This is a genomic window from Polynucleobacter sp. MWH-UH35A (assembly GCF_018687075.1).
Classification (GTDB): domain Bacteria; phylum Pseudomonadota; class Gammaproteobacteria; order Burkholderiales; family Burkholderiaceae; genus Polynucleobacter.
The window spans coordinates 1,744,879-1,770,154 of the sequence record NZ_CP061285.1 but is presented as its reverse complement, the minus strand read 5'-3'; the positions used below and the strand labels follow the sequence as shown (position 1 = coordinate 1,770,154).

Genomic DNA, 25,276 nt, shown 5'->3' with positions numbered 1-25,276 from the left:
TTCGTATAATAAGGCGGGTCTGGATCTATGAGTCATTATCGCCGTCGCGCTGGCCTTTGCGCTTCTCTTTTTTTGCATGTAACCCTGCGCGTGATGATGGGGGTGGCATTGCTTCAATTTGCCCTCTGCGGACGTGCTCAAGCACCCGCCCCTTTGCCTGCAAATGCGCAGTCGAATGCGAATAGCGTTTTATTGCCAGATCGCGGAAATGTCACCGTTTTAAAGTTGGATGATCAACTTCGGGTTGGCAAGCCTATTGGTGATGGAGAGGCTCTCACTTTTACCTCAAGCGATTCAATTGATGGGGTAGTTAATCGCGATATGCATCTAAAGGGGCGTGCTCAAATTCGCCGTAATGGCGGAGTGATTAAAGCTGATGAGATTACATACAATCCCGACACTGATGTTGCTGATTTATTAGGGAATGCCGAACTTTCAAAAGGGAACATTACCTTTAAGGGGCCTAAGGGAACTTTCAAAGTTGATGCACGAGAAGGTTCTATGGATACGGCGGCATATGAATTGCGCGATAACGGTGGTAACGGAACTGCAAATAAATTAACGATTCAAAATGCGGATGTATTTGTGTTTGATAAAGCGACTTACACAACATGTACACCGCAAAACATGGATTGGTATTTTACGGCTAGCACTTTAGAAATTGATAATGAACAAAAAGAAATGGTTGGCACGCATGGTGTGATGCGTTTCTTTGATGTGCCAATTGCTTATGTTCCGTATTTCACAGCACCTACGGGTGGACAGCGTCGCACAGGCTTGCTTGCTCCAGTTGCTGGCTATAACTCAAATAATGGCCTTGATATTACTCAGCCTTACTACGTCAATATTGCTCCTAACCGTGATCTTCTTTTATTGCCTCGCTATATGAATCATCGTGGTGCAATGCTTGGTGCTCAATATCGTTTCTTGGATACTCAATATTCTGGAACTGCGATGGGCGAATACATGTCGTACGATAAGAAAACGGGTACCAGTCGTTGGAAATATGACTGGCAGCAAAGACAGGTATTTAGTGGCGGTGTCGGGCCTGGTGGCATTCCAATGCCAGGCTCCTGGTCTGGCTATGCGAATATGTCCCGCGTCTCTGACAACTTATACCCAACCGATTTCTCACAGAGTATTGCTGGATCAGTAACCAGTCAGTTTCGCCAAGAGGTTGGAACCTCCAAAGGTTTGACAGGAAGCTTGAGTAATTGGGTGGTATCCGCAAGAGCGTTAACGTTTCAGACTTTGCAGCCGGATCCCACCGTCACAGTTCAGGCGCCATACAACGTCATGCCAAATATTTCTGCTGCCTATAACAATCGCCTGACACCAGCGGTAGCAGATACAAGCGGTAAGTATGTAACTTTGCCAACTGGCCCTGCAACCACTTTTTCGGCGGACTACACTCGATTCGCCTATAACATTGGTGGAAATTTAGCAGCTACAGCTCCTGGTGTATACAGTCAAGCGGATAGAACGGTAGTTAAAGGCGCTATGGCTTTGCCGCAAGTGACGCCAGGTTATTACATCACGCCAAAATTGAGCTTTCAATCAAACATGTATAACGCCACTCCATTTACTACAGGTGGTGCACCAGTCGCTCAAGGTTTTACTATCCCAACGTTTAGCCTGGATTCTGGGTTGGCCTTCGAAAGGGATGCCTCAGAGTTGAAAGGTTTCTTTGGGCGCGATATGTTGTTGACTATGGAGCCACGCGCTTTTTATGTCTACACACCATTTCAGAGTCAGGCACAGACCCCTTTATTTGATACCGCAGACGCTGGCTTTGGTGTTTCACAAATCTTTAGTGAAAATACCTTTATTGGTAATGACCGTATTGCAGATAACAACGCTGCCACACTGGGTTTAACGAGCCGCATGATCGAAGCCAATACTGGAGCAGAGCGCGCTAACGTCACTCTTGCCCAAAAGCAGCAGTTCACCGGACAGCGAGTTGGTTTAAATGGCACGATTGTGAATCCAACTACTTATTCGGATACCTTGGGTTCTGGTTCGGTTCGCTTGCTTGGAAATTTCAGTGCGGATGTATTTGGTCAATACAACACTCAACTTAATCGCTTTGTTCAAACCACTGTTGGTGGTAGTTGGCGTCCAACGCAAGGCAGAAGTTTAAATTTTGGCTATCGGAATGTTTGGTCACCCCCCGTACAAGCATCGGTGCAAAATAATCAAACATTTGTACCTTCATCTACCACTACTGACCAATACAATATTTCAGGTCAATGGCCAATTACCAGAGAGGTTTCTGTTCTAGGTCGCTGGGGCTACGATGCCTTGACCACCAAGACCCTGAACACCTTAGTGGCCTTAGAGTGGAGTAGGGACTGCTGGACCTTCCGCGGGGCTTACTCTCAAGTCTTAAATACTTCACAAATAACCACCACCCAGGTGCTCTTCCAGGTCGAATTTAGGGGCTTTGCTAGCGCAGGAAGCAATCCAGTTGATATCATGAAACTAAATGTTCCTGGATATATGCCAACCTCTAAGCCTATACCACCTTCAATATACGAGAACTATCAATAATGCTTTGTGTGAATCGTTTTAAACAAATTAGTGTCTTGGCCATGTTTCTTGGCTGTGGATTCTTTGCGAATACCGCATTTGCTCAAGATTCGGCAAAGACAAATGCCGCTACAGAAAACAAGATTCGTAATATTGATGGTGTTGCAGCAGTGGTCAACACCGGTTTTGTAACACGCAAAGAGATTGATGACCGAATCGCTGCATTAAAAAAGCAAGGCGTGAAGTTGCCTGAAGATGGGTCGCTACGAAAAGTCATTTTAGATCGGTTGATCTTAGAAAAAATTCAACTGCAAAATGCCGAGCAAGAAGGAATAAAGGTCACCAATAAAGAGTTAGAGAAAATTATTGGCGATATTGCTGCTAAGAACAAGTTAAGTTATGCAGAATTCAAAGCTAAAGTGATTGCTTCTGGAAGCACATTTGAGCGCTACAAAGAAATGTTGCGAGATGATATTGTTGTGACTCGCTATCGCGAGCGCGAGGTTGAAGGCAAGCTCAAAATATCCGATGCTGAAATCGATAATTTCATTGCTGAACGCACCCGAGCCATGACCTCAGGCGGGGCGCCACGATCTGCTCCTGCAGCTAAGGGAGAATTGGAAGAGATTGATGTAGCGCAAATATTTATTCCGGTCGATGTTGGCGCAGGTGCAGGTGCGCAAGCGGATGCCAAAAAGAAGGCTGATGCCTTATTGCGCGATGCACGTGGAGATGTTGATTTCTTGCAGCTTGGTGCAATGGCTGCTAAAGAAAATCCAAAGATTAAGTTTCAAGAATTGGGCTACCGCACTCCGGATCGTTTGCCGCAAATATTTTATGAGGCCATTCGTAATACTGGCGGCGGCCAAGTTGCAAATGCGGTTGTGAAAAGCCCCGCTGGCTACCATGTGTTGAAGGTTTTAGATCGCCGTGCAGCTGGCGCTAGCCCACCCTCACAGCAAGCGTCTGCACCAGATGCAGGCTCACCTACCCCACAAAATATTCCGATTACCCAAACTTTATCTCGTCATATTTTGCTAAGAAGTCGTCCAGGATTAACCGATCAGGATGCCGAAAGGCGTCTGCAGGGATATCGTGATCAGGTTCGTGCTAAGACTGCTGACTTTGCTGACCTAGCTAAAAAATATTCTGAAGATGGTTCGGCTGCCAATGGTGGCGAACTGGGTTGGATGAGCCCTGGCGATTTGGTTCCTGAATTCGAGCAGGCCATGAATCGCTTGCAAATTGGTGAGGTTAGCAATCCAGTGAAATCAGAATTTGGCTGGCATTTGATCCAGGTGCTTGATCGCCGCGAAGGCCAGCTTACTGTTGAAAAGCAACGTCAGTTTGCGCGTGCAGCTATCCGCGAGAGAAAGTTTGAACAAGCCTATCAAGAATGGATGCGCGAGCTTCGTGATAATGCAACTGTAAAAATTCTGAACGTGGACGATGCAGCAAGCGCCGCACCTCGTTAATCTCGTTGTAAGCACGGGCGAACCTGCCGGTATCGGCCCAGAAGTTTCTCTAGCCGCATCGCTAGAGTTTTTGCGTGAGCATACTGATGCTCAAATTACATTATTAGGCAACGATCAATTGCTGAGATTGCCCAATCTTAGCCCAGAACTCTCTGCTCGTTTAAAGATTCACTCAATTGCACTTGGATCTCCTGTAACACTCGGAACACTTAATTCAGGTAATGCTCAGTATGTGGTTCATTTACTGGATTACGCAATTGATGGATGTTTGCAAGGGCAGTTTGATGCTATGGTGACTGCGCCACTTCAGAAAAGCATCATAAATGACGCTGGTATGCCATTTACAGGGCATACAGAGTACCTTGCCCAGCGCTGCAATGTTTCTCGGGTGGTAATGATGTTGTGTGCGCCATTGCCAAGTGGTTTTTTGGGTCTCACGGCGCCGAGAGATTTGAGGGTGGCACTAGCAACAACCCATCTTCCACTAAAGCAGGTTCCGCAAGCATTGGGCTTTGATCAGATATTGGAAATCATTCAAATCGTTAACCAGGATTTGCAGAAAAAATTTGGAATTGATAATCCTCTGATTCGAGTAGCTGGTTTAAACCCACATGCTGGAGAGTCTGGCTACTTAGGGCGCGAAGAAATTGAAATCATTTCACCCGCAATTGATGCGGCACGGAACATGGGAATCCATGTTTCCGGACCTTATCCTGGTGACACGATGTTTGACTCCGAATCTGTTGCACAGGTAGATGCGTTCATTGCGATGTATCACGACCAAGGTTTGGCGCCATTTAAGTTTGTAGCTTTTGGCAAAGGAGTGAATGTCACTCTAGGTTTGCCGATCATTCGGACGTCGGTTGATCATGGGACAGCCTTGGATATTGCAGGCAAAGGGGTTGCTGATGCTGGCAGCATGTTAGAGGCTTTGCGTTTGGCCTATCAATTAGCTAAAAATAAAAGAAAACAACACTAAGCTATGCATCGTGCTCGCAAACGGTTTGGCCAAAATTTTCTACAAGACAATGGCATTATTTATTCAATTGTTGCGCTAATTAATCCTAGTGCAGATATGCACATCCTTGAGATTGGACCAGGTCTCGGTGCATTAACGCTTCCATTGCTCAGCAACCTTGATCAACTAGATCTTCTGGAGATCGATCGTGATCTAGTGGCTTTTTGGAACGAGAAAAATCTTAAGGGTCTCAACGTAATCGAAGGCGATGCCCTGAAATTTGATTTCTTGGCATGGGCGCAGAACCGCGCTGCCAAGCAAGGCTTATGCAAAGTGGTGGGCAATCTGCCATACAACATCTCCTCGCCACTGCTGTTTCATTTGGTGTCGGCTGCCAGCCATATTGATGAACAGGTATTTATGCTGCAAGCTGAAGTTGTGGAGCGAATGGTGGCAAAGGCGGGTAGCTCTGACTTCAGCAGATTATCGGTGATGCTTCAGGCTCGCTATGACATGGAGCTGGTACTAGAAGTTCCGCCGGAAGCCTTTGATCCACAACCAAAAGTGAATTCAGCTGTCGTGCGAATGATTCCAAGAGGAGATTTTGCATTAACAGATATGCAATGGAACTCTTTGGAGAAGGTGGTTGCTGCAGCGTTTTCTCAGAGAAGAAAAATGTTGCGTACTAACTTGAGTGCGTTTGCTGAAAAATTGAATTTAACGGAAATAGAGCTGAAGGCAAGGGCTCAGGATATTTCTGTTGATCGCTATATTGAGTGGGCTAAAGTTCTCGCCTTATAAATAATTTATTGATAAGCGCTGGGATCAATCACGCGCATTTCAGCTTCAATCCAACCTTCTACTTCTCGTTGTAACTCTTCAGCCGACTTATTCGTTGAGCTAATCGCAGGTCCAATTGAGAAAATGACTGTGCCCGGTTCTTTAATAAAACTATTCTTTGGCCAGCAGCGACCAGCATTATGAGCAATCGGAATGACCAAGGCATCCGTTGCACTCGCCAAACGTGCGCCACCCTTGCGATAGGGTTTATTTGAGCCAGTAGGGGTTCTAGTGCCTTCTGGAAAGAGCATGATCCATTTGCCTTCGCTCAAGCGTTTGCGACCTTGAGTGGCAACGGAATGGGCTGCAGTCTGCTTATTAGAGCGATTGATGTGAATCATCTTCAGTAAAGCTAAGGCCCAACCAAAGAATGGAATCCAGAGTAGTTCACGTTTAAAAACAAAGCACAGTTGTTTGGGAAGCAATGCAATATAAGCAATGGTTTCGTAAGCGGATTGATGCTTGCTGAGGATGATGACGCGCTCATTCAGAACCGCTTGCATGTTTTCCATGCCACGGATTTCATAATGAATTCCGCACAGTGGTTTTAGTAAAGCAATAACAATTTTGTTCCAGAGCCCAATAAAAGTGTAGCGGTTCTCTGGACTCAAAAATGGGAAGGCGATCATGCATAGTACCGACCAGATGGGTGTGAATACCACCAAAAATAAAGCAAAGAGAATGGAGCGAATCAATTTCATGATTGGTTTAAACCTTATTCTCTAAAAGAGCATTTGCAAACGCCAAAAGATCGGCATGAATTTGTGTTCCCTCTGGGAGTTGACCTTTAGCAAGCGTTTTTTCTCCTTTGCCAGTGAGGACTAAATGAGGTGTAGCACCTAAGCTTACTCCAGCCTCAAGGTCACGCAAAGAGTCGCCCACGATCGGGACGCCTGTTAGTGGCTTATTGCTATCTACCTTTTTGTAGCGCAAAGCAATTTCTTTCATCATGCCTGGTGCAGGTTTGCGGCAATCACATTGATGTGAGTCTTGGTGGGGGCAAAAGAAGATGCTATCGATGCGACCACCTAAAGGCTTGAGCAAAGCATCCATCTTGCTATGCATTGCATGCAGATCATTAATTGTGAAATAGCCTCTAGAGAGACCAGATTGATTGGTGGCAATAGCAATTTGATAGCCCGCTTGATTCAATAGGGCAATAGCCTCTAGGCTGCCTGGTAAAGGAATCCACTCATCTACCGACTTCACATAACTATCGCTGTCTTCATTGATCACGCCATCGCGATCCAGAATGATTAATTTAGTGGAGCTAGTGCTCATGCTAATTTGCCGAGATCGGCAACGAGATTCATTTTCTGGTGAAGTTGTTGCAGGAGGGCTAAGCGGTTGTCGCGTAGCTCAGGATTGGGGTCCATCACCATGACATCCGCAAAGAATTGATCAATTGGTCCACTTAAGGCGACAAGTGCTCTTAACAGCTCTACAAATTGACGTTTCTCATAGGCTGCATTAAGGGTGGGTGTGATCGTTTCTAGGGCTTGATAGAGTGAATCCTCTGCTGGAATTTGCAGTAATTTCGCTGAACATGCGGCGGGTATAGCGGTAGTCGTTTTCTTTAGAATATTGCTAATACGCTTATTAGCAGCCGCCAATTGTGCAGCTTCTGCAAGAGCATTAAATTCGCGCAATGCAGTTAAGCGTTCAATTAAATCATTAATTTGGGCTGGGTCTTGGCTTAAGACGGCATCAATCTCAGCACTGGTAAAGGCTTTTCCGGCAACCGATTGATCACGCAAATAGGCGCGTAGGCGATCGATGATGAAAGCGTAGATATCAGCAGTTTTTGCCTTTTCTTGAACATCTGGTTGCGGAAACTGCGCACGCGCTAACTCTATTAATTCAGGTAAGTTCAGCGAGAGATTTTTTTCTAAGAGTAAGCGGCAAATACCTAGGGCATGGCGACGTAATGCGTAGGGATCTTTGTCACCAGTTGGCGCAAGTCCTACACCCCAAATGCCAACCAGAGTTTCTAGTTTGTCAGCAATGGCTAAGATCGTGCCGGTTAGCGTTTGTGGCAGCTCATCGCCTGCAAAGCGTGGCATATAGTGTTCACTGCATGCACTAGCAACGTCTGCATTTTCGCCATCATGTGTAGCGTAATAGCGACCCATGATTCCTTGAAGCTCTGGGAACTCCCCAACCATATCGGTCAATAGGTCTGTTTTAGCGATCTCTGCAGCACGTGAGGCTAATTTTTCATCTGCACCTAATTTCTTGGCAATGCCAACAGCGAGACCCTGAACACGCTTGGTGCGATCAAGCTGATTGCCTAGCTGATTGTGATAGACCACCTTACCAAGGTCTGCTACACGGGATGCTAATGGACGCTTTTGATCTTGTTGGAAAAAGAAGCGAGCGTCAGATAAGCGTGGACGTACAACACGTTCATTGCCGGAGATGATGGCATTTGGGTTGCTAGTTTCAATATTAGAAACAATTAAGAAGCGATTGCGTAATTTGCCCTGCTTATCCGTTAAAGCAAAGTATTTTTGATTAGTCTGCATTGTCAGAATCAAACATTCTTGCGGTACTTCTAAGAACTCTTGATCAAAATGACACTCGTAGATAGCAGGCCACTCAACGAGGGCTGTGACTTCATCTAAAAGACTGTCCGGCATCAACACTAGGTCATCACCAGCCGCTTTTAACAAAGCAGCTTCAATTTTTGCGCGACGTTGATTAAAGCTCGCAATAATCTTTGCCTTGGATTGCAGGTCTGTATCGTATTGATCGGCACTGCTCACTGTAACGTTACCTGGTGCCAGGAAGCGATGCCCCTCAGTTTGATTGGCCGCATCAATACCCAAGGCGCTGATATTTAAGGTCTTGTTGCCATGAAGAGCAACGATGCGGTGAGCGGGGCGAGCAAATTGCACATCTGCTAATTCACCATTTTTTTGCAGCACTTGATAGTGCATCATTTTTGCTATCGGCAGTTTGCTCAGCGTTTGCTCAAGGGCGCTTTGTGCTGTTTGCTCAAGGGCCGCACCTTTGGCGATGACATTGAGATACAGCGCTTCATTTTTACCCTCACCTGCTTTTTCTAGGGTAGCAAGATCAACATCGGCATACCCTAAGGAGCTTAACTTTTTAAGCAAGGGTGGAGTTGCCTTGCCTCCTGCATCAAATGCAATGCTAGTTGGAAGTAATTTTTCGCGCACAGGAAAGTCTGGCGCTAAATCAAGAACATCGGTCACTTGAACTGCCAAGCGGCGCGGTGTAGCAAAGCCAGTTGCGATAGATGATTCGGCTGTAAGACCTGATGATTTGAGTGCAGTAAAGATGCCTTCGCTAAATGCATCGCCTAAGCGACGCAATGATTTGGGAGGCAGTTCTTCAGTAAAGACCTCAATCAATAAAGTTGCTGATTGGGGTTTTGAATTAGATGTGCTCATAAATGGAATACAGAAACTCGATGCGCTTAAGCTTGAGCTTTAGCTTGACGTTGACACATTGGGAAGCCCAGTTTTTCTCTAGACTCAAAATAAGCTTGAGCAACAGCACGGGAAAGATTGCGAATGCGACCAATATAGGCTGCACGCTCCGTGACTGAGATAGCGCCACGAGCATCTAATAAGTTAAATGTGTGCGCTGCTTTTAGAACCATTTCGTAAGCAGGTAGTGCCAATGGAACTTCCATCAAGCGTTTGGCTTCACTTTCGTAGTTTGCAAAGTTGGCAAATAGTAAGTCGGTATTAGAGTGCTCAAAGTTGTAGCAAGATTGCTCTACTTCATTTTGGTGATACACGTCACCATAAGAAATTCCATCAGCCCAAACTAAGTCATATACGTTAGAACAGTTTTGGATATACATTGCCAAGCGTTCGATGCCGTAAGTGATTTCGCCAAGAACGGGTTTGCAATCTAAGCCACCCACTTGTTGGAAGTAGGTGAACTGTGTCACTTCCATGCCGTTGAGCCATACCTCCCAGCCTAGACCCCAAGCTCCAAGTGTTGGGTTTTCCCAGTCATCCTCTACAAAGCGAACATCATTTTCTTTGAGATCTAACCCAAGTGCTGCAAGCGAGCCGAGATAGAGATCAAGAATATTTTCTGGGGCTGGCTTCAGTACGACTTGGTATTGATAGTAGTGCTGTAAGCGATTTGGGTTTTCACCATAGCGACCATCTTTTGGTCGGCGTGATGGCTGAACATAAGCCGCCTTCCATGGTTCCGGACCAATGGCACGGAGGAATGTTGCGGTATGCGATGTGCCGGCACCAACCTCGAGGTCGATAGGTTGCAATAGGGCACAACCTTGTTGGTCCCAATAATCTTGAAGTTTGAGAATGATTTGCTGAAAAGTAAGCATGATTAACCTGGCTAAGCCTTTGATTTTACATGGCTAGAGCGCTTCGGAGTCAAAAATGCTTAAAAACGTCTGTGACGAATCAGACCCCAGAGCAACAGTAGGCATGAAATACCCAAAATTGGTAAGTTGCCCCAAATTACATACGGCGTTTTGCCGCTATAGGCCTGAACCTGGGTGCTCAGGCTGGTTTGTGTAAATTCTGGAAGTGCGTTGAGGACCCTGCCATCAGGCCCGAGAACCGCAGTAATTCCGGTGTTGGTAGCGCGAAGGGCGGGTAGCCCGGTTTCTAATGAACGTAGTTGCGAGAGTCTGAGTTGCTGAGTCGATGCTTGAGATTTGCCAAACCAAGCAAGATTGGTCATATTGATTAGTAGATTGACTGGTTTATCGCTGTGTTGAATACGAGAGGCTAGTTCTCCGCCAAAGACATCCTCATAACAAATCGTAATGGCCGCATGAATATCGCCTTGATCTTTACGCACAATCGTAAACGGCGCTTGATCCAACCTTCCTCTAGCAAAGTCACTCATGGGTACATGAAACGCTTTGACGAACCACTGAAAGCCTGGAGGAATAAATTCCCCAAAGGGAACGAGATGCGCTTTATCGTATTGATAGGGCGGCTTCTCTGGAGAAAGGCCTGTGGCGCGGTTTGAGTACTGCATACCTTGTTCTCCAGGCACTTCGCCAATGAGACCAAGTAGTAGATTACTACCGCTACTGTTGGAAAAGTGTTGTAAGTAATCTAATAAGCCAATTGGCAAATTAGGGAGTGGCCATGGAAATGCAGTCTCAGGAATGATGATGAGGTTGGCTGCCTCTTGGGTAATTTCTTTTGCATAAAAATCTATTTGCTGACCAATAGCCTGAGGATTAAATTTCAGACTTTGTTCGAAGTTACCTTGTATCAGTCGAACGCTAATTGGTTCCCCAGTGGGTTTTGTGAATGTGAAGAAACCACCCAACTGCGAGACGGAAATCACAATCGCAATTAAAAGGACGCTAGAGACAACGTGCTTGCGAAGTTGATAAATTTCCCAGGAAGTCCATACTACTAAGAAGGTGCAGGCTAGGCCGCCAAAGTAAGGCGCTACGGGGGCGAAGGGGCCATTGAACTGAGTTTCAGCAAAACCCATCCAAGGAAAGCCAGTAAAGATGTAGCCACGTAGAATTTCTGCAAGAACCCAGCTTGAAGCCAAAAATAAGCCAGACAAACGATTCTTTTTAAATAGTGGAATTGCCAGAGTAGCTAGCGAGAAATAGAGTGCTACATAAGCTGAGAGTAGAAAAACTCCCATACAAGCAAGCGCAGCATTCATACCACCAACATCATGCAAGCTGATGTAAAGCCACCAAAGGCCGACAACAAAATAGCCGATTCCGAATGAGAGGCCTAAAGCAAACTGTTTTTTAAATGAAGCAGGAGTCTGAGGATCAAGACGCCACCAGAGAAGACTTAAAGCAGGGATTTGTATCCAGCCACCATAAGGCAGCTCAGCAATTGCTGCAAGTGCTGAGCCTAGCAAAAACAAAGCAAGTACTGAAAAAGTTTTAATGCTCATGCGGTCTTGAGAGGTTTGCCAATCAAACAATGGAAATCTCAGACAGATTTTTTATTGGTTTGTCGCGCAAGCAATATATGAATTTGTCTAGGATCGGCTCGTTGAACTTCGAATTCAATACCATCAATTTCAATAAGTTCACCCATCTTGGGTACGCGACCTAAATGCTGAATCACTAGACCTGCAACGGTTTCAATGTCCTCAACTTCAAAATGCGTTCCCAGTGTTTCATTGAATTGTTCAAGCTCGGTAATGCCCTTGACGCGAATATCGCCATTATCTAAAGCAATGAGATTGTCAGCCTCTTCATCAACATCATGCTCATCTTCAATATCACCAACAATTTGTTCGAGCACATCTTCGATCGTAATAATTCCAGCTACGCCACTGTACTCATCTACTACGATGGCTAAATGATTGCGATTGTCCTTAAAGTCTCGCAATAGGACGCTAAGTCGTTTTGATTCCGGAATAAATACTGCTGGACGCAACCAATCTCGGATTTGAAAATCCTTTTCTGTGGCGTGGCGTAATAAATCTTTGGCCAACAAGATCCCAATCACATTGTCTTTGCTGCCCTCAAATACTGGAAAGCGTGAGTGTGCTGCATCGATTACATTCTGAATAATTTCAGAGAGTGGGTGCCCAATATCAATCCAGTCAATTTGGGCGCGAGGCACTAGGATGTCGCGAGCAGATAGTTGACCTACTTGAAAAACGCCCTCAATCATGGAGAGCGCATCAGCGTCTATTAGGCCCTCGGTTTGCGCCTCTCGAAGTGTCTCTATGAGTTCTTGGCGGCGTTCACTAGGTTCTGTTGGCTGAGGCGTTAAAAAATCAGCTAAACGGTCTAAAAAGGATTTATTGGGGTCAGGCATATAGCAAGAATAGCGTAGAAATAAGTCAGATCAAGCAAATGAAGCATAAGGGTTGGCAAAACCTAAATTTTGGAGAATCTGAATTTCTAGCGCCTCCATTTTTTTGGCATCCTGCTCTAACTCATGATCTTGCCCTTGGGCATGCAAGCAACCATGCACAATTAAATGTGCCAGATGTGCTTTTAGTGGCTTCCCTTGCTCCTTGGCTTCTTTTTGAAGTACGGGTAAGCAAAAAATAATATCTGCTGCCAAGTGATTTTTAGAAAGCTCATAAGGGAAAGTTAAAACATTGGTTGCATAATCTTTTTTACGAAATGCGAAGTTTAGCTTTTTACCTTCTGCTGCATTAACAAAGCGCAAGGTAACTAAGCCTCCCAAGGACGTAGCATTCTTCACCCATTTCTTAATTAAGGCAGAGGACACTGCTTTACTAACTGCAGACTCGATCGCAGGACTCGCGAACTGTAGATCAATGATTAATTTGGGCGAGCTAATTTTGGCTTTAGTTGACATGGGCTTCTACTAATTCGCCTCTGAGGGTGTAGTTTAGGACCTCGGTGATGCGAATATCAACCATCTGTCCGATAAGATCCTCGATATTTTGATCGGGTGCCGTGAAGTGAATCACGCGATTATTTTCGGCGCGACCTTGTAAATTAACTCCATCTTTTGCAAGGCCTTCAATCAATACTCTTTCGATATTGCCCAACATCTTTTGGCTAATGTCATTTGCTTGCCCTTCAACGAGTGCCAATAAGGTCTGCAAACGCTTCAGTTTGACTTCGTAGGGCGTGTCGTCCTGAAGATTGGCTGCCGGGGTGCCTGGACGTGGGCTAAAGATAAAGCAAAAGCTGTTATCAAAATTGAGCTCTTTCACCATCTTGAGTAACTTTTCAAAGTCAGCCTCAGTTTCACCGGGGAAGCCCACAATAAAGTCGCTCGATAGGGTTAGATCGGGTCGAACAGTGCGCATTTTGCGAATAATGCTTTTGAACTCTAACGCTGTATAGCCACGTTTCATTGCGGAGAGCATGGCATCGGATCCATGTTGCACTGGCAAATGCAAATGACTCACAAGCTTAGGTACTCTGGCATAGACATCAATGAGGCGTTGTGTAAATTCTTTAGGGTGGCTAGTCGTAAAGCGAATACGCTCAACACCCGGAATTTCTGCGATGTACTCAATGAGTAGAGCAAAGTCAGCAATCTCTTCAGTCTCGCCCATCTTTCCTAAATATGCATTGACGTTTTGGCCAAGCAGAACAATTTCTTTGACGCCTTTGCTAGCAAGTCCGGCCACTTCAGTGAGTACATCATCAAATGGTCTGGAGACTTCTTCGCCGCGCGTATAAGGAACAACACAGTAGCTGCAGTATTTAGAGCAACCTTCCATGATGGAGACATAAGCTGAGCCGCGCGTTTGGCGTGAGGCTGGCAGATGATCAAACTTTTCAATCTCCGGAAAGGAAATATCAACTTGCGAGACGCCAGTTTTACGTCGCTCTGCGAGAAGATCGGACAAGCGATGGAGTGTTTGAGGGCCAAATACAACATCAACATAAGGGGCGCGACTGACAATCTGTTGGCCCTCTTGGCTAGCAACGCATCCACCAACACCAATGAGTAAATCCGGTTTCGTTTTCTTGAGCTCACGTAGTCGACCTAGATCGGAAAAAACCTTGTCTTCCGCTTTTTCTCGAATAGAGCAAGTATTGAGAAGAACAATATCGGCATCTTCAGGTCGATCCGTCATGACCATGCCTTCATCGGCATGTAAGAGGTCTGCCATTTTTCCCGAGTCGTACTCGTTCATTTGACAGCCGAAGGTTTTGATATAGAGCTTTTTCATATGCCGTTCTCAGATTTATAGCTGGGGGCGAAGCTCAGATTTTACTGCCTAAGCACTCAAGTGAGTCTAGATAAGTCGATAAGCCAGAATTGCCACAATGGTGGGCGGAATTGCCGCGATTAGTAAGTAAAGCGCTGAAACTGTATGCCCTGGAAAGTGGCTGCGCAAAATGGCTATGCCTGCAGGGTTCGGTGCATTGGCAATCACAGTGAGGCCGCCACCAGCAACCGCACCACCTACTAAAGCCAATTTGAACTCTGGAGAAGTGCCAGTGACCAATGATCCTAAATAGGTCAGGGCAGCATTATCGGTAAAGGCGGTTAGAACAAGGCTGCCATAAAAGACTGCAGTGGGACTCATCATTTCGAGAATCGGCTGTAGCCACCAGCCCTGTAATGCGCCTAAAACCACTAAGCCACCCAAGAAGAATCCAACTAAGAGCGCTTCTTTCAGAATGAGAGGGCTTTGATGTTTTGGGTAGGCTGTGGTGTAGCCAATAAAGAACAACAGAATCCACGTAAAAATAATAGGATCATGTGCAAAGAAAACGACTCCAAACAAGAACAGTAAATGGGTAAAGACCACTGCCAATGGAATCTTCGTTTCTTTTTTGTTGTCGCTCGGTTCAATGAGTTGACGATGAAATAGCAAGGTTGCTGCGAGAGCATTAATAAAAATGGCAATGCAGGACTCGATGCCAAAGTTACTAAACATAAATGCTGAACTCCACTCCCAAGTGGAGGCTACCATCAGGACGGGAGGAGCCGCAAAGTTGGTGAGAGTGCCGCCGATCGAAATGTTTACAAACAGAACACCAAGCGTTCCAAATAAAAGCGCTTTAGAGCATTGGTGACGATAGACGAGATCACGTAATAAAAAAGCGGCTAAGGTCATTGCTGCAGGTTCAGTGATAAAAGAGCCCAAAAGGGGGGTTGCACCTAGCGTTAAAAAATATAACGCCGGAGCGCTTCTAATCCGAAATAGTTTTTGCAGTAGATTGGCTAGCGCATGCAGAATTTGGGTGGAGATATACAAAATGGGTTTTGTGCCAGCAACAATCATGATGGCAAATACAAAAAGTGGTTCTGTGAAATTGCGTTTATTGAGAAAAGCTTTGGCAGTACTTAAGTCATCGTAGAAAGAAATAAAAATGACCAAGATTGCCGCCCAAAACCCAAAAACAATCTCAACTTCACCCAGGAGATGCCATAAGCCGGCATGTCGTGGCGATTTTTTGGCGATAGATTCAAAATAGCCAGTACAAAAGGTATGCAAAACAGCAATTGCAAAAATAATGCTTGCACCAAGTTCTGTGGGGGTAAAGTTCATAGCAGAATGTTAGCAGGTGCTTAAGAATGCTAAGACATTGTTAATTTGGGAGATTTTGGTGAAATTAAAGATTGGGTATCAAGAGCTCATCAAGAATGCATTAGCTGAAATCGAGACTTTGCCGATTGAAAAGGCGCGGGAATTGTTGGAGGATCCTCATTCGGTGTTTGTGGATATACGTGACATTCGAGAATTAGAGCGAGAGGGCATGATTCCAAATGCGCTGCACGCCCCTAGGGGGATGTTGGAGTTTTGGGTCGATCCCGATAGTCCTTATTTCAAGCCTATATTCGGTGAGGGCAAGAGGCTAGTCTTGTATTGCGCTTCTGCATGGCGTTCAGCCTTGGCCACGCAAGCACTCCAGAGGATGGGCGTGCCCAATATCTGTCATTTAGAGGGTGGATTTAGTGCATGGAAGAAAGCGCAATTGCCTTCTGTGGAAAAAGCAAGCAAACCCCATTCCGAGTAAAGTCAATTTTGATTGATCGTTTTATTTCAATAATCGATTGGGGTTCTAATGAGAAAAGTAGTTTCACAGTTTGGCGAGGGTCCACTTCAGCAAAGATTGACTGCGGGCGATTTGCATTTTTTATCCGATGCAGAAATAGCTAAAGGGGGTTCAGGTACCGGCCCAAGTCCGCATGAATACCTTGGTGCAGCATTAGCAGCGTGTACGTCTATGACCTTAAAAATGTATGCTGGCCGTAAAGAAATGAAATTGGAAAATGCTGTCGTGACGGTCGATATCGAGCGAGCGAATGATGTTGAAACGTTTTCCCGCGAAATTCAGTTGCTTGGCAATTTGAGTGTAGAAGAAAAAGAGCGTTTGCTGGAGATTGCAAATAAGTGCCCCATTCATAAGGCGCTATCTGGGCAGATCCAAATAAAAACCCAACTCATAAATTAATACGAGCTGGGTTGGTATTGCTGAACTACGGTCTTATTTGACCGAGTTGTAAAGCTTAGTTTGGTGCGTTATTAGGCTGATTATTTTTACCAGCGTTGTAGCCAGCGTTGTAGTTGGAGCCTTCATTTTTCTTGAAAGCGTCATACGCATAGCCGGAAGCCGCGCCAACCGCTGCGCCACCAACTACGCCCCAAATTGGGTTGCCGTGGAAAATAGCCGCTCCAACACCACCAGCTACTGCTCCAATAGAAGCGCCAGATAATGTACGTTGTTCAGTATTGCTCATTCCTGAGCAACCAGTAATAGCAACAGCTGCCGCTGTAATTGCAATCATTTTTTTCATATCAAATTCCTTAAGTATTTTGAATTGACTAAGCTTGTAGATTATTTCTTGGCGCATGGAAAGCGAGCTGCCAAGAATCCTAAAACCACGCCTGCAGCAGGTTTATCAGCTGTTTGTGGATTTTCTCCAGCCCACTTCACAAAATCGGCAATTACCGTATCGCGTTGAGGCGCTGGTTGCTTGACGCAGATGAATGGCTTGGCACGCTGTGGATGGCGAGTCATTAAATAGGTGTCATAAACACTGGTTGTATAGCCGATACAGAAACTGCGGGACTCAGGGCTCGCTGGGAGTTTGCAAACGTTTACGAGCTCTTGAGTACTTAGTACTTGGATTTTTTCTTCGGCTTGCGCTAGACCAGAAAAGGCGCCCAAAGCGGCCAAAATAACGAGGAATTTCTTCATGGGTTCTCCCTTAAGTGTATGTAAAACCAATCATAAACCATATATTGAGTCTTTTGATGCACTAAATAAGTGCATGTTGCACCTATTTGGGTTTTTAAATTCCCCATAATGAAGCAAAAAATAAGAGGGGGAAATTTCGTGGAAACTTTGAAATCAGGTAGTGATGCTTTATTCATCTTGCTTGGCGCCATTATGGTCCTGGCTATGCATGCGGGCTTTGCGTTCTTGGAGCTGGGAACCGTACGCAAGAAAAACCAAGTCAATGCCTTGGTAAAAATCTTGGTCGACTTTGCTATCTCAACCATTGCTTATTTCTTTATCGGTTACAGCATTGCCTATGGCGTGAATTTTTTCTCTGGTGCTGAATTATTGGCGGAGAAAAATGGCTATGAGTTAGTAAAGTTTTTCTTCCTACTTACTTTTGCTGCCGCTATTCCGGCAATTATTTCCGGTGGTATTGCGGAGCGCGCTAAATTTAATCCACAGCTCATTGCTACTTTTATGTTGGTAGGATTTGTGTATCCCTTCTTTGAGGGAATTGCCTGGAATCAGCATTATGGGATTCAAGCTTGGATCAAAGGCCTTACGGGCGAAGAATTTCATGACTTTGCTGGATCCGTTGTTGTGCATGCGGTAGGCGGCTGGATTGCTTTGCCTGCGGTCATTCTGTTGGGTGCGCGTCGTGGTCGCTATACAAAAGAGGGTCAAATTTCTGCCCACCCACCATCAAGTATTCCTTTCTTGGCTTTAGGCGCTTGGATTTTGGCGGTAGGTTGGTTTGGTTTTAATGTGATGAGTGCGCAAACGATCGATAAGATCAGCGGCTTAGTTGCAATGAACTCTCTGATGGCTATGGTTGGTGGAACATTGGCTGCTTGGGTTGTGGGTCGTAACGATCCTGGCTTTACTTACAACGGACCACTGGCTGGTTTGGTGGCGGTATGTGCAGGTTCTGACTTAATGCATCCTTTGGGTGCTTTGTTTGTGGGCTTAGTTGCTGGCGCTTTATTCGTTTACATGTTCACGCTGGTCCAAAACCGTTGGAAGATTGATGATGTCCTCGGTGTTTGGCCTTTGCATGGCTTGTGTGGACTTTGGGGTGGATTAGCTGCTGGTTTCTTCGGTACCAAAGCGTTTGGTGGTATCGGTGGAATTACATTCACCGGTCAGTTGATTGGTAGCGCCTTGGGTGTGGGCATTGCACTGATCGGAGGATTTGTTGTCTATGGCACTCTGAAAGCTGTCTTGGGCATTCGGATGTCTCAAGAGGAAGAGTTTGAGGGGGCCGATTTAAGTGTGCACCGTATTTCTTCCACCCCTGATCGTGAGCCAAACTGGTAATTCGCTTTTAGAAATAGGCGTTCATTTATAGTCTGATTCATACCTATAATGAGTCATGGCTATATTTGAACTAGACGGAAACGCCCCACAATTAGCTGAGGGCGCTTGGGTTGCCGAGAGCGCAGAAGTGATCGGTAAGGTAGAGCTCCATCGAGATGCGAGTATTTGGCCCAAAGTGGTTATCCGAGGTGATAACGATCTCATTCAAATCGGGGAAGGCAGTAATGTGCAGGATGCTTCTGTTCTGCATACCGACCCAGGTTTCCCCCTTGTGATTGGTAAGCATGTCACTGTTGGTCATCAGGTGATGCTGCACGGCTGTCAGATTGGCGATGGTAGTTTGATTGGCATTGGTGCGGTCATTTTGAATGGTGCCAAGATTGGAAAAAATTGTTTGGTTGGTGCGGGTGCACTCGTCACTGAAGGAAAAGAATTTCCGGATGGATCCATGATTTTGGGAACGCCTGCCAAAGCAGTTAAAGAGCTGACATCAGAGCAAATTGCGGGCATCCACGACATTGCTGGACGCTATGTCAAAAATGCACAGCGTTATGTGAAGACGCTGAAAAAGATTTCCTAACCCAGCCACTTTCGTTAAATATTTTGCTCTACGTATTTAATGTAGTCCTTCCCGTTTTTTTACTCATTCTGATTGGGTATGTTGGTGGGCACTCAGGTAAGTTAGGTGTAAACGCTGCGATTGAGCTCAATCGATTTGTGGTTTGGCTAGCACTGCCTGCGCAACTCTTTAATTTCGCTGCCAACAGTGGTTGGCAAACCCTTTGGCAGCCTGGTTTTATCACTGCATTTTTTCTCAGCTGTTTGATTGTTTTCGTTTTGGTGCTTCTCATTAGTTGGATGCGCATTCGCGATTTGGCAGCAGCTAGCTTTAATGGTTTGAGCGCCTCTTATTCAAATACTGGATATATGGGCATTCCTTTGTGTGCGCTTGCACTGGGGCAAGATGGGTTGGCGCCTGCGATTATCTCCACCTTTATCGTGTTCGCCATGTTTGCCTTGGCAACAGTCCTCATTGAAATTGGCATTCTGTCGCATAAAAAATCTCATGAGATTGTGTGGAGTGTCATCAAATCGCTCTGCACCAATCCATTATTAATAGCCCCAGTTGCTGGATTGATTTGGGCTGCTAGTGACCTCACTTTGTACGATCCGATTGCGCAAGTGATTGCATTTTTGGCTGCTGCATCAACGCCATGCGCGCTTGTATCGATCGGGTTGTTTCTGATGCAAAAAAGTGTTGCCGCCCCAGCTCAGGCTTGGGGCATTAGTTTGGCAAAGTTAGTTTTGCAACCATTGATCGCCTGGATCATTGCAGGGCCTATATTAGAGTTGCCTAACTTATGGATAAATGCAGTCGTAATTTTGAGCGCGTTACCTACGGGTACAGGGCCGTTTATGTTGGCCCAATATTACAAAGCTGACGGCAGCGTGATATCTAGGGTTGTCTTAATTACGACGGCGAGCTCATTGCTCATACTTTCATTATTTTTGTGGTGGAGTAACCGGGTTTAGGCCTTCTGCATCTATTTGTTTTTCCCAGGAGGCTTCAATGAAAGCAGGTAGTTTCATGCACTCACTGTAAATTCGCATGAGAGTTGGAAATGGGCTCATATCCACTTTTGCGCTGAGTGCATTAAATAGTTGAGGCACTAAGCAAACATCAATCAAGCCCGGATAATCGCCGTAGGCAAATCCCCCAACTCTAGAGTCATTGCCCAATTGTTTTTCAATACTCTCTAGCCCAATTTTGATCCAGTGCTGGTACCACTCATCTTTAGCTTCGTTAGTTATGCCGAGTTTTTTGATGAGGTAGCGCAGTACGCGCAAATTATTGATAGGGTGAATATCGCTAGCAATATCCATAGCAATCGCCCGTACCCATGCTCGATCTATTGCTGAGCTTGGTAAGAGTGCAGGCTCGGACTGAGTTTCTTCTAGATATTCAATAATTGCTAAGGATTGATGAATACTTTTTTGCCCATCTTCAAATAAGGGCACCAAGCGATTGGGATTTTTGCTGCCGTAAGTCTCTCCAATTTGCTCGCCGCCATTTTTACTCAGATGCATTGGAATAACTTCATAACTGACGCCTTTGAGATTAAGGGCAATGCGCACACGAAATGCGGCAGAGCTTCGCCAAAAGCTATACAGCTTGGGGGTCATGTCAACACCTTATTTGCTCTCATGGCTAACAGTATATTGAGGCGAGGAATTCCAGTCTGAGTTCGTAGAGATTGCATTAGACTCATTGCTATGGAAGATATTAATTTCTGGATCGGCATTATTGCAACCATGGCCTTTGCGGTGACGGGGGTCTTGGCGATTGCCGATCGCGGTGTCGATCTTTTCGGTGTTTTGGTGCTTGGCTTAATTACTGCGATTGGTGGAGGCACTATTCGTGACATTATTTTGGAAGCCCCCATTTTTTGGTCTGAGAATCAAATATATGTCTGGCTTGCACTGGCTGCCAGTGTTATCGCCTTTTTTGCAGAATCTTTTTTTACCCAACCGCAAATTTACCGCTGGATGCTTTATATCGACGGCTTTGGCGCAGCCCTATTTGCCATTCAGGGGGCAGATAAAGCTTGGAATATGGATTTTGGTTTGCCTGTGGCGCCAGTCATCCTAGGGGTAGTAACTGCAATCGGTGGTGGTTTATTACGCGATGTGCTGGCTGGCAGAAAAACACTCATCATGTCCCATGAGCTCTATGCCATTCCAGTAACCTTGGGTTGTTGCGCCTATGTCTTGGTGCTGAACTTCTTGCCTCAGTATGTCGTTGAGGGCTCCGTGCTTTGTATGCTCGGAATTTTTGGGCTACGCGCAGCAGCAATTCACTGGGATCTGCGCGTGCCAAAAATGTTTATTACTAAAACGCGCTAACAGCCCCATCACTACGAGGATCCCATCCGCCGCGCAATGTGCCTGATGGATCACGAATAATGCAACCGGCATGGCCGACGGTTTCATCGAAGGCATCGAGCATTTCAATTTCATGACCTAAAGCATGAAGCTCCTTGGCAACCCAAGGACTAAAACGTGATTCGAGTTTTAGGCTATCACTCGTTTGTCCCCAAGTGCGGCCGAGCAACCAGCGTGGACGGCTAATTGCATCCTGTGGATCAAGGCCGTAAGTTGCGGTGCGAGTAAAGACTGCGCATTGTGTTTGGGGTTGACCATCGCCACCCATTGTTCCATACACCATCGAGCGACCATCTTTAAATAAAGCCATCGCTGGATTAAGTGTGTGGAATGGTTTTCGATAGGGCTCTAGATGATTCAGTGTTTTGGGATCTAGTGAAAAGCTGCAACCACGGTTCTGCCAATTGACACCAGACTTTGGCAGAACTATTCCTGCGCCGAACTCGTGATAAATACTTTGAATGAATGAAACGCAATTGCCATCACCATCAATCACACCCATCCAAATCGTATCTGCTGGACCTTTGCCTTGACCCCAAGGTAGTGCTTTATTGGGATCGATGTTCTTAGCTAGTTTTTTCAGGAATGCAGGTGCTAGAAAAGACTGCGCATTCTTCGTCATATACGCAGGATCCGTCACAAATTGATCGCGAATCTTAAACGCTTGTTTAGTGGCCTCAACACAATGATGTACATACTCAGCGCTATCCACCTTAAAGCGTTTTAAGTTCAGCTGATCTAAGATGCCAATAATCATCAAGGAGACAACACCTTGGGTGGGCGGAATCATGTTGTATACATTACCCAAGCTATGTTTGAGCTCGAGGGGATCGATGAGCTTTGCATGATGACGATGGAGGTCATCTAAGCGCAGAGGGCTACCAATGTCCGTTAATTCTTTTGCAAGTAATTTCGCCAGATCTCCGCGGTAGTAGTCATCCGTTCCTTTTTCTGCAATTTGCCGCAAAGTTTTTGCAAGGCGCTCTTGTTTAAAGATGCTGCCAACGGCCGGCGCTTTGCCATTAACCAAGAAAGTTTTGGAAAAACCAGGAATAGGGCTGAGTTCTGCACGCTTTTTTTCGGTCAAACTTAACTGACTGTAAGTAACTGGTACTCCCGCTTCTGCATAATGAATTGCATCAGCCAATAAACGAGATAAAGGTATCTTGCCACCCAAACCTTGTTTGGATAGTTTGTGAGCAGCGCCCCAACCAGAGATGGTTCCTGCAACAGTATTGGCTGCTACCGGCCCCCTAAAAGGAATGGCCTTAGTAATTCCGCGCTCCGCATACCATTGCTTTGTGGCTAAACCAGCTGCGGCGCCACAGGCATCAATGCCACCCATAGCCTTCCCAGGTGAATGCACCACCCAGAAAGAGTCGCCTCCAATGGAGTTCATGTGTGGGTACACCACTGCAATGGTTGCTGCCGCGGCTACCATTGCTTCCAGTGCGTTACCACCCTCACGTAGAACTGCTAAAGCTGATTCAGAAGCGAGGGAGTGCGGTGCTACCGCCATCCCTCGAATACCCCACTTTGCTTGCATCGTAAATCCCCTCTATTTTTTTATTCTGCTATTTGTAATAGCTATTTATTTTCTCGCAATTGACGCTCGATCTCGGCACTAGAGTCTACAGTGATCTCATTTTGTTGTACGCCCTCAAGTGGATCGATTGAAACGGCATTCACATCCATTGCTACTGCTGGTTTATCAATGAAGTAAGTAACAGTCTCAGGAATGAAGATGATGATCGCAACCAAAATCAGTTGTAAGCCAACCCATGGCAAAGCCCCGTAGTAAATATCAGAGCTTTTCAGTGATTTTGGCGCTACCCCACGCAGATAGAATAAGGCAAATCCAAATGGCGGATGCATAAACGAAGTCTGCATATTTGCACCGAGAAGCACGCCAAACCAAATGAGATCAATACCAAGCTTGTCTGCAACAGGAGCTAATAGTGGAATGATGATGAAGGCGATTTCAAAATAGTCCAAAAAAAAGGCTAAGAAGAAAACAAACAAGTTCACCACAATTAAGAAGCCTATTTGGCCTCCTGGCAATCCTGACAACAGATGCTCAATCCATAGGTCGCCATCTACACCGCGGAATGCTAAGCCAAAGACGGTGGATCCAATCAGAATAAAAATCACCATGGCATTAATACGCATAGTGGAAGTCATTGCTTCCCAGACTAACGGTTTTTGTAGACGCTTGTTCATTGCTGCGAGAACTAAAGCTCCAACAGAACCCATTGCACCACCTTCAGTTGGCGTTGCTAGACCCATCAAAATGGTTCCCAGCACCAAGAAGATCAGAGCGATCGAAGGAACAATGCCCCAAAGGATTTTCTTAAACAATGTCCAGTCAATTTTCGGACGCGCTTCGGGAGGAAGTGCGGGTACATCTTGTGGTCTAAAAATGGATAAAAAGAAAATGAACAAGCAGAACAACACCACTTGGATGATTGAAGGTCCAATAGCTCCTGCGTACATATCACCAACAGATTTGCCTAACTGGTCGGCCAATACAATTAATACGAGTGAAGGAGGGATCAGTTGAGTAATCGTTCCTGAAGCAGCAATCACGCCTGTTGCAACGCGAGGGTTATATCCATAGCGCAACATTATTGGTAAGGAAATTAAACCCATGGCAATCACGGAGGCTGCAACGGTTCCGGTAATTGCACCCAGAATCGCGCCAACAATAATCACGGCATAAGCTAAGCCTCCACGGATCGGGCCGAATAACTGACCCAATCCTTCGAGCATGTCTTCTGCCAATCCACATTTCTCGAGAATGGCACCCATGAAAGTAAAGAATGGGATAGAGAGCAGAAGGTCGTTTGACAAGATGCCGAATACACGATCTGGTAAGGCCTGCAAGAAGGTGGGCTGAAACATGCCCATCTCGATTCCAATGAAGGAGAAGAATAATCCAACAGCACCTAAAGAAAATGCTGCCGGATATCCAATTAATAAAAATACAATCAGACCCCCAAACATGATGGGGGCCATCAAATCTTGGCTAATCATTGGAGAGGTCTTTCGTATTTGGGATCGATTTCAATCATGCCGGTGATGGCTGCATAGCGCTTGATGATTTCTGAAATACCTTGGAGTGTCAGCAAGAAAAAGCCCAGGGTAATAATGCCGCGCACTGGCCAACGAATCAGACCGCCTGGATTACTCGAGGTTTCATTTTGAATTACCGAGGTAATAAAAAATTCCCAAGAGTAGTAACCAATAATGATGGTCATTGGTAAAAAGAAAACAATGCCACCCCAGAAATCTAGCCAGAGGCGAACTCTGTTGGGATATAGAGCATAGAGAACGTCAACCCGGACATGCTCATTCATACGAAAAGTGGTGGCGGCACCAAACATCACCATGCCGGCAAACAAATACCATTGTGCTTCTAACCAACCGTTTGAACTGATGTTAAAGCCGTACCGGATCAGCGCATTTGCTGTGCTGACCAGTACGGCAATAAGAACCATCCAGCTTGCTAAAACACCAAAACGGTCATTTAGGCGATCAACGAAATTTGCAAAAACTAAAAATTGTTTTGGCATTTCAAGTTACTCG

General features: G+C 45.6%; 25 protein-coding genes. 10 read left to right on the top strand and 15 right to left on the bottom strand.

Features of this window, described 5'->3' with window-relative positions:
- The first annotated feature begins 27 nt into the window (after nt 1-27).
- From ICV36_RS09175 to rsmA, 4 genes are read left to right on the top strand one after another with little or no spacing between them, the layout of a single operon-like run.
- On the top strand, nt 28-2,550 hold the full coding sequence (locus ICV36_RS09175; protein ID WP_215400387.1) for an LPS-assembly protein LptD: 2,523 nt from the start codon (nt 28-30) through the stop codon (nt 2,548-2,550).
- Nucleotides 2,550-4,004, top strand: coding sequence for a peptidylprolyl isomerase (locus ICV36_RS09170; RefSeq protein WP_215400386.1), 1,455 nt, complete (start codon nt 2,550-2,552; stop codon nt 4,002-4,004). The genes ICV36_RS09175 and ICV36_RS09170 overlap by 1 nt, the downstream gene beginning before the upstream one ends.
- Complete coding sequence (pdxA, locus tag ICV36_RS09165; RefSeq protein ID WP_215400385.1) at nt 3,979-4,983, top strand: 4-hydroxythreonine-4-phosphate dehydrogenase PdxA; 1,005 nt, start codon at nt 3,979-3,981, stop codon at nt 4,981-4,983. Before ICV36_RS09170 ends, pdxA begins: the two co-directional genes overlap by 26 nt.
- A gap of 3 nt (nt 4,984-4,986) precedes the next feature.
- The gene (gene rsmA / locus ICV36_RS09160) at nt 4,987-5,763 is read left to right on the top strand and encodes a 16S rRNA (adenine(1518)-N(6)/adenine(1519)-N(6))-dimethyltransferase RsmA (protein ID WP_215400384.1); all 777 of its coding nucleotides are present in this window, start codon (nt 4,987-4,989) and stop codon (nt 5,761-5,763) included.
- 5 nt (nt 5,764-5,768) lie between these two features.
- On the opposite strand, the gene ICV36_RS09155 is transcribed toward rsmA, so the two are convergent.
- The 9 genes from ICV36_RS09155 to ICV36_RS09115 form a co-directional block, all read right to left on the bottom strand.
- Entirely contained in the window at nt 5,769-6,503 is a 735-nt protein-coding gene (locus ICV36_RS09155) for a 1-acyl-sn-glycerol-3-phosphate acyltransferase (RefSeq protein ID WP_215400383.1), read from the bottom strand.
- A 7-nt stretch (nt 6,504-6,510) separates the two neighbouring features.
- A complete protein-coding gene (gmhB, locus tag ICV36_RS09150; protein ID WP_215400382.1) occupies nt 6,511-7,083 on the bottom strand; it encodes a D-glycero-beta-D-manno-heptose 1,7-bisphosphate 7-phosphatase in 573 nt (190 codons plus the stop codon).
- Nucleotides 7,080-9,218, bottom strand: a complete 2,139-nt coding sequence (gene glyS, locus ICV36_RS09145; protein ID WP_215400381.1) for a glycine--tRNA ligase subunit beta — start codon at nt 9,216-9,218, stop codon at nt 7,080-7,082. The genes gmhB and glyS overlap by 4 nt, the downstream gene beginning before the upstream one ends.
- 26 nt (nt 9,219-9,244) lie before the next feature.
- Nucleotides 9,245-10,135 carry a glycine--tRNA ligase subunit alpha gene (gene glyQ / locus ICV36_RS09140; RefSeq protein WP_215400380.1) on the bottom strand — a complete coding sequence of 297 codons (891 nt, stop codon included), beginning with the start codon at nt 10,133-10,135 and terminating at the stop codon, nt 9,245-9,247.
- A 59-nt stretch (nt 10,136-10,194) separates the two neighbouring features.
- Entirely contained in the window at nt 10,195-11,697 is a 1,503-nt protein-coding gene (lnt, locus tag ICV36_RS09135) for an apolipoprotein N-acyltransferase (RefSeq protein ID WP_215400379.1), read from the bottom strand.
- A 38-nt stretch (nt 11,698-11,735) separates the two neighbouring features.
- Nucleotides 11,736-12,575, bottom strand: coding sequence for an HlyC/CorC family transporter (locus ICV36_RS09130; RefSeq protein WP_215400378.1), 840 nt, complete (start codon nt 12,573-12,575; stop codon nt 11,736-11,738).
- Nucleotides 12,576-12,605: 30 nt separating this feature from the next.
- Nucleotides 12,606-13,088: an rRNA maturation RNase YbeY gene (gene ybeY, locus ICV36_RS09125; RefSeq protein ID WP_215400377.1), complete on the bottom strand. Its 483-nt coding sequence runs from the start codon at nt 13,086-13,088 to the stop codon at nt 12,606-12,608.
- The gene (miaB, locus tag ICV36_RS09120; RefSeq protein ID WP_215400376.1) at nt 13,078-14,424 is read right to left on the bottom strand and encodes a tRNA (N6-isopentenyl adenosine(37)-C2)-methylthiotransferase MiaB; all 1,347 of its coding nucleotides are present in this window, start codon (nt 14,422-14,424) and stop codon (nt 13,078-13,080) included. Before miaB ends, ybeY begins: the two co-directional genes overlap by 11 nt.
- A gap of 66 nt (nt 14,425-14,490) precedes the next feature.
- A complete protein-coding gene (locus tag ICV36_RS09115; RefSeq protein WP_215400375.1) occupies nt 14,491-15,753 on the bottom strand; it encodes a putative Na+/H+ antiporter in 1,263 nt (420 codons plus the stop codon).
- Between the two features lie 58 nt (nt 15,754-15,811).
- Between ICV36_RS09115 and ICV36_RS09110 the strand changes: the two genes are divergently transcribed.
- A complete protein-coding gene (locus tag ICV36_RS09110) occupies nt 15,812-16,222 on the top strand; it encodes a rhodanese-like domain-containing protein (protein WP_215400374.1) in 411 nt (136 codons plus the stop codon).
- A 48-nt stretch (nt 16,223-16,270) separates the two neighbouring features.
- Nucleotides 16,271-16,660, top strand: coding sequence for an OsmC family protein (locus ICV36_RS09105; RefSeq protein WP_215400373.1), 390 nt, complete (start codon nt 16,271-16,273; stop codon nt 16,658-16,660).
- Nucleotides 16,661-16,715: 55 nt separating this feature from the next.
- On the opposite strand, the gene ICV36_RS09100 is transcribed toward ICV36_RS09105, so the two are convergent.
- Complete coding sequence (locus tag ICV36_RS09100; RefSeq protein ID WP_215400372.1) at nt 16,716-17,003, bottom strand: glycine zipper domain-containing protein; 288 nt, start codon at nt 17,001-17,003, stop codon at nt 16,716-16,718.
- 41 nt (nt 17,004-17,044) lie between these two features.
- On the bottom strand, nt 17,045-17,407 hold the full coding sequence (locus ICV36_RS09095) for a Rap1a/Tai family immunity protein (RefSeq protein WP_215400371.1): 363 nt from the start codon (nt 17,405-17,407) through the stop codon (nt 17,045-17,047).
- Between the two features lie 138 nt (nt 17,408-17,545).
- On the opposite strand from ICV36_RS09095, the gene ICV36_RS09090 reads away from it, so the two are divergent.
- From ICV36_RS09090 to ICV36_RS09080, 3 genes are read left to right on the top strand one after another with little or no spacing between them, the layout of a single operon-like run.
- Complete coding sequence (locus ICV36_RS09090; RefSeq protein WP_215400370.1) at nt 17,546-18,748, top strand: ammonium transporter; 1,203 nt, start codon at nt 17,546-17,548, stop codon at nt 18,746-18,748.
- Between the two features lie 55 nt (nt 18,749-18,803).
- A complete protein-coding gene (locus ICV36_RS09085; protein ID WP_215400369.1) occupies nt 18,804-19,328 on the top strand; it encodes a gamma carbonic anhydrase family protein in 525 nt (174 codons plus the stop codon).
- A 23-nt stretch (nt 19,329-19,351) separates the two neighbouring features.
- Nucleotides 19,352-20,281 (top strand): AEC family transporter, encoded by a 930-nt coding sequence (locus ICV36_RS09080; RefSeq protein ID WP_215400368.1) that lies wholly within the window; start codon nt 19,352-19,354, stop codon nt 20,279-20,281.
- On the opposite strand, the gene maiA is transcribed toward ICV36_RS09080, so the two are convergent.
- Nucleotides 20,252-20,932, bottom strand: coding sequence for a maleylacetoacetate isomerase (gene maiA, locus ICV36_RS09075; RefSeq protein WP_215400367.1), 681 nt, complete (start codon nt 20,930-20,932; stop codon nt 20,252-20,254). The genes ICV36_RS09080 and maiA overlap by 30 nt on opposite strands.
- Nucleotides 20,933-21,022: 90 nt before the next feature.
- Between maiA and ICV36_RS09070 the strand changes: the two genes are divergently transcribed.
- Nucleotides 21,023-21,652, top strand: coding sequence for a trimeric intracellular cation channel family protein (locus ICV36_RS09070; RefSeq protein ID WP_215400366.1), 630 nt, complete (start codon nt 21,023-21,025; stop codon nt 21,650-21,652).
- Here the strand turns inward: ICV36_RS09070 and ggt are convergent.
- From ggt to ICV36_RS09055, 3 genes are read right to left on the bottom strand one after another with little or no spacing between them, the layout of a single operon-like run.
- Nucleotides 21,639-23,237 (bottom strand): gamma-glutamyltransferase, encoded by a 1,599-nt coding sequence (ggt, locus tag ICV36_RS09065; protein WP_215400365.1) that lies wholly within the window; start codon nt 23,235-23,237, stop codon nt 21,639-21,641. The two genes, ICV36_RS09070 and ggt, sit on opposite strands and share 14 nt — an antisense overlap.
- Before the next feature lie 41 nt (nt 23,238-23,278).
- Entirely contained in the window at nt 23,279-24,721 is a 1,443-nt protein-coding gene (locus ICV36_RS09060) for a TRAP transporter large permease subunit (RefSeq protein ID WP_371743224.1), read from the bottom strand.
- Nucleotides 24,721-25,263 (bottom strand): TRAP transporter small permease subunit, encoded by a 543-nt coding sequence (locus ICV36_RS09055; RefSeq protein ID WP_215391620.1) that lies wholly within the window; start codon nt 25,261-25,263, stop codon nt 24,721-24,723. The genes ICV36_RS09060 and ICV36_RS09055 overlap by 1 nt, the downstream gene beginning before the upstream one ends.
- Nucleotides 25,264-25,276: the final 13 nt, after the last annotated feature.

Coding starts and splice junctions, on each gene's coding strand:
- ICV36_RS09175 (WP_215400387.1), top strand. CDS start 28: ATGAGTCATTATCGCCGTCGCGCTGGCCTTTGCGCTTCTCTTTTTTTG.
- maiA (WP_215400367.1), bottom strand. CDS start 20,932: ATGACCCCCAAGCTGTATAGCTTTTGGCGAAGCTCTGCCGCATTTCGT.
- ICV36_RS09100 (WP_215400372.1), bottom strand. CDS start 17,003: ATGAAAAAAATGATTGCAATTACAGCGGCAGCTGTTGCTATTACTGGT.
- rsmA (WP_215400384.1), top strand. CDS start 4,987: ATGCATCGTGCTCGCAAACGGTTTGGCCAAAATTTTCTACAAGACAAT.
- glyQ (WP_215400380.1), bottom strand. CDS start 10,135: ATGCTTACTTTTCAGCAAATCATTCTCAAACTTCAAGATTATTGGGAC.
- ICV36_RS09170 (WP_215400386.1), top strand. CDS start 2,550: ATGCTTTGTGTGAATCGTTTTAAACAAATTAGTGTCTTGGCCATGTTT.
- ICV36_RS09130 (WP_215400378.1), bottom strand. CDS start 12,575: ATGCCTGACCCCAATAAATCCTTTTTAGACCGTTTAGCTGATTTTTTA.
- ICV36_RS09115 (WP_215400375.1), bottom strand. CDS start 15,753: ATGAACTTTACCCCCACAGAACTTGGTGCAAGCATTATTTTTGCAATT.
- ICV36_RS09055 (WP_215391620.1), bottom strand. CDS start 25,263: ATGCCAAAACAATTTTTAGTTTTTGCAAATTTCGTTGATCGCCTAAAT.
- miaB (WP_215400376.1), bottom strand. CDS start 14,424: ATGAAAAAGCTCTATATCAAAACCTTCGGCTGTCAAATGAACGAGTAC.
- pdxA (WP_215400385.1), top strand. CDS start 3,979: ATGCAGCAAGCGCCGCACCTCGTTAATCTCGTTGTAAGCACGGGCGAA.
- glyS (WP_215400381.1), bottom strand. CDS start 9,218: ATGAGCACATCTAATTCAAAACCCCAATCAGCAACTTTATTGATTGAG.
- ICV36_RS09095 (WP_215400371.1), bottom strand. CDS start 17,407: ATGAAGAAATTCCTCGTTATTTTGGCCGCTTTGGGCGCCTTTTCTGGT.
- ICV36_RS09105 (WP_215400373.1), top strand. CDS start 16,271: ATGAGAAAAGTAGTTTCACAGTTTGGCGAGGGTCCACTTCAGCAAAGA.
- ICV36_RS09155 (WP_215400383.1), bottom strand. CDS start 6,503: ATGAAATTGATTCGCTCCATTCTCTTTGCTTTATTTTTGGTGGTATTC.
- ggt (WP_215400365.1), bottom strand. CDS start 23,237: ATGCAAGCAAAGTGGGGTATTCGAGGGATGGCGGTAGCACCGCACTCC.
- ybeY (WP_215400377.1), bottom strand. CDS start 13,088: ATGTCAACTAAAGCCAAAATTAGCTCGCCCAAATTAATCATTGATCTA.
- gmhB (WP_215400382.1), bottom strand. CDS start 7,083: ATGAGCACTAGCTCCACTAAATTAATCATTCTGGATCGCGATGGCGTG.
- lnt (WP_215400379.1), bottom strand. CDS start 11,697: ATGAGCATTAAAACTTTTTCAGTACTTGCTTTGTTTTTGCTAGGCTCA.
- ICV36_RS09085 (WP_215400369.1), top strand. CDS start 18,804: ATGGCTATATTTGAACTAGACGGAAACGCCCCACAATTAGCTGAGGGC.
- ICV36_RS09070 (WP_215400366.1), top strand. CDS start 21,023: ATGGAAGATATTAATTTCTGGATCGGCATTATTGCAACCATGGCCTTT.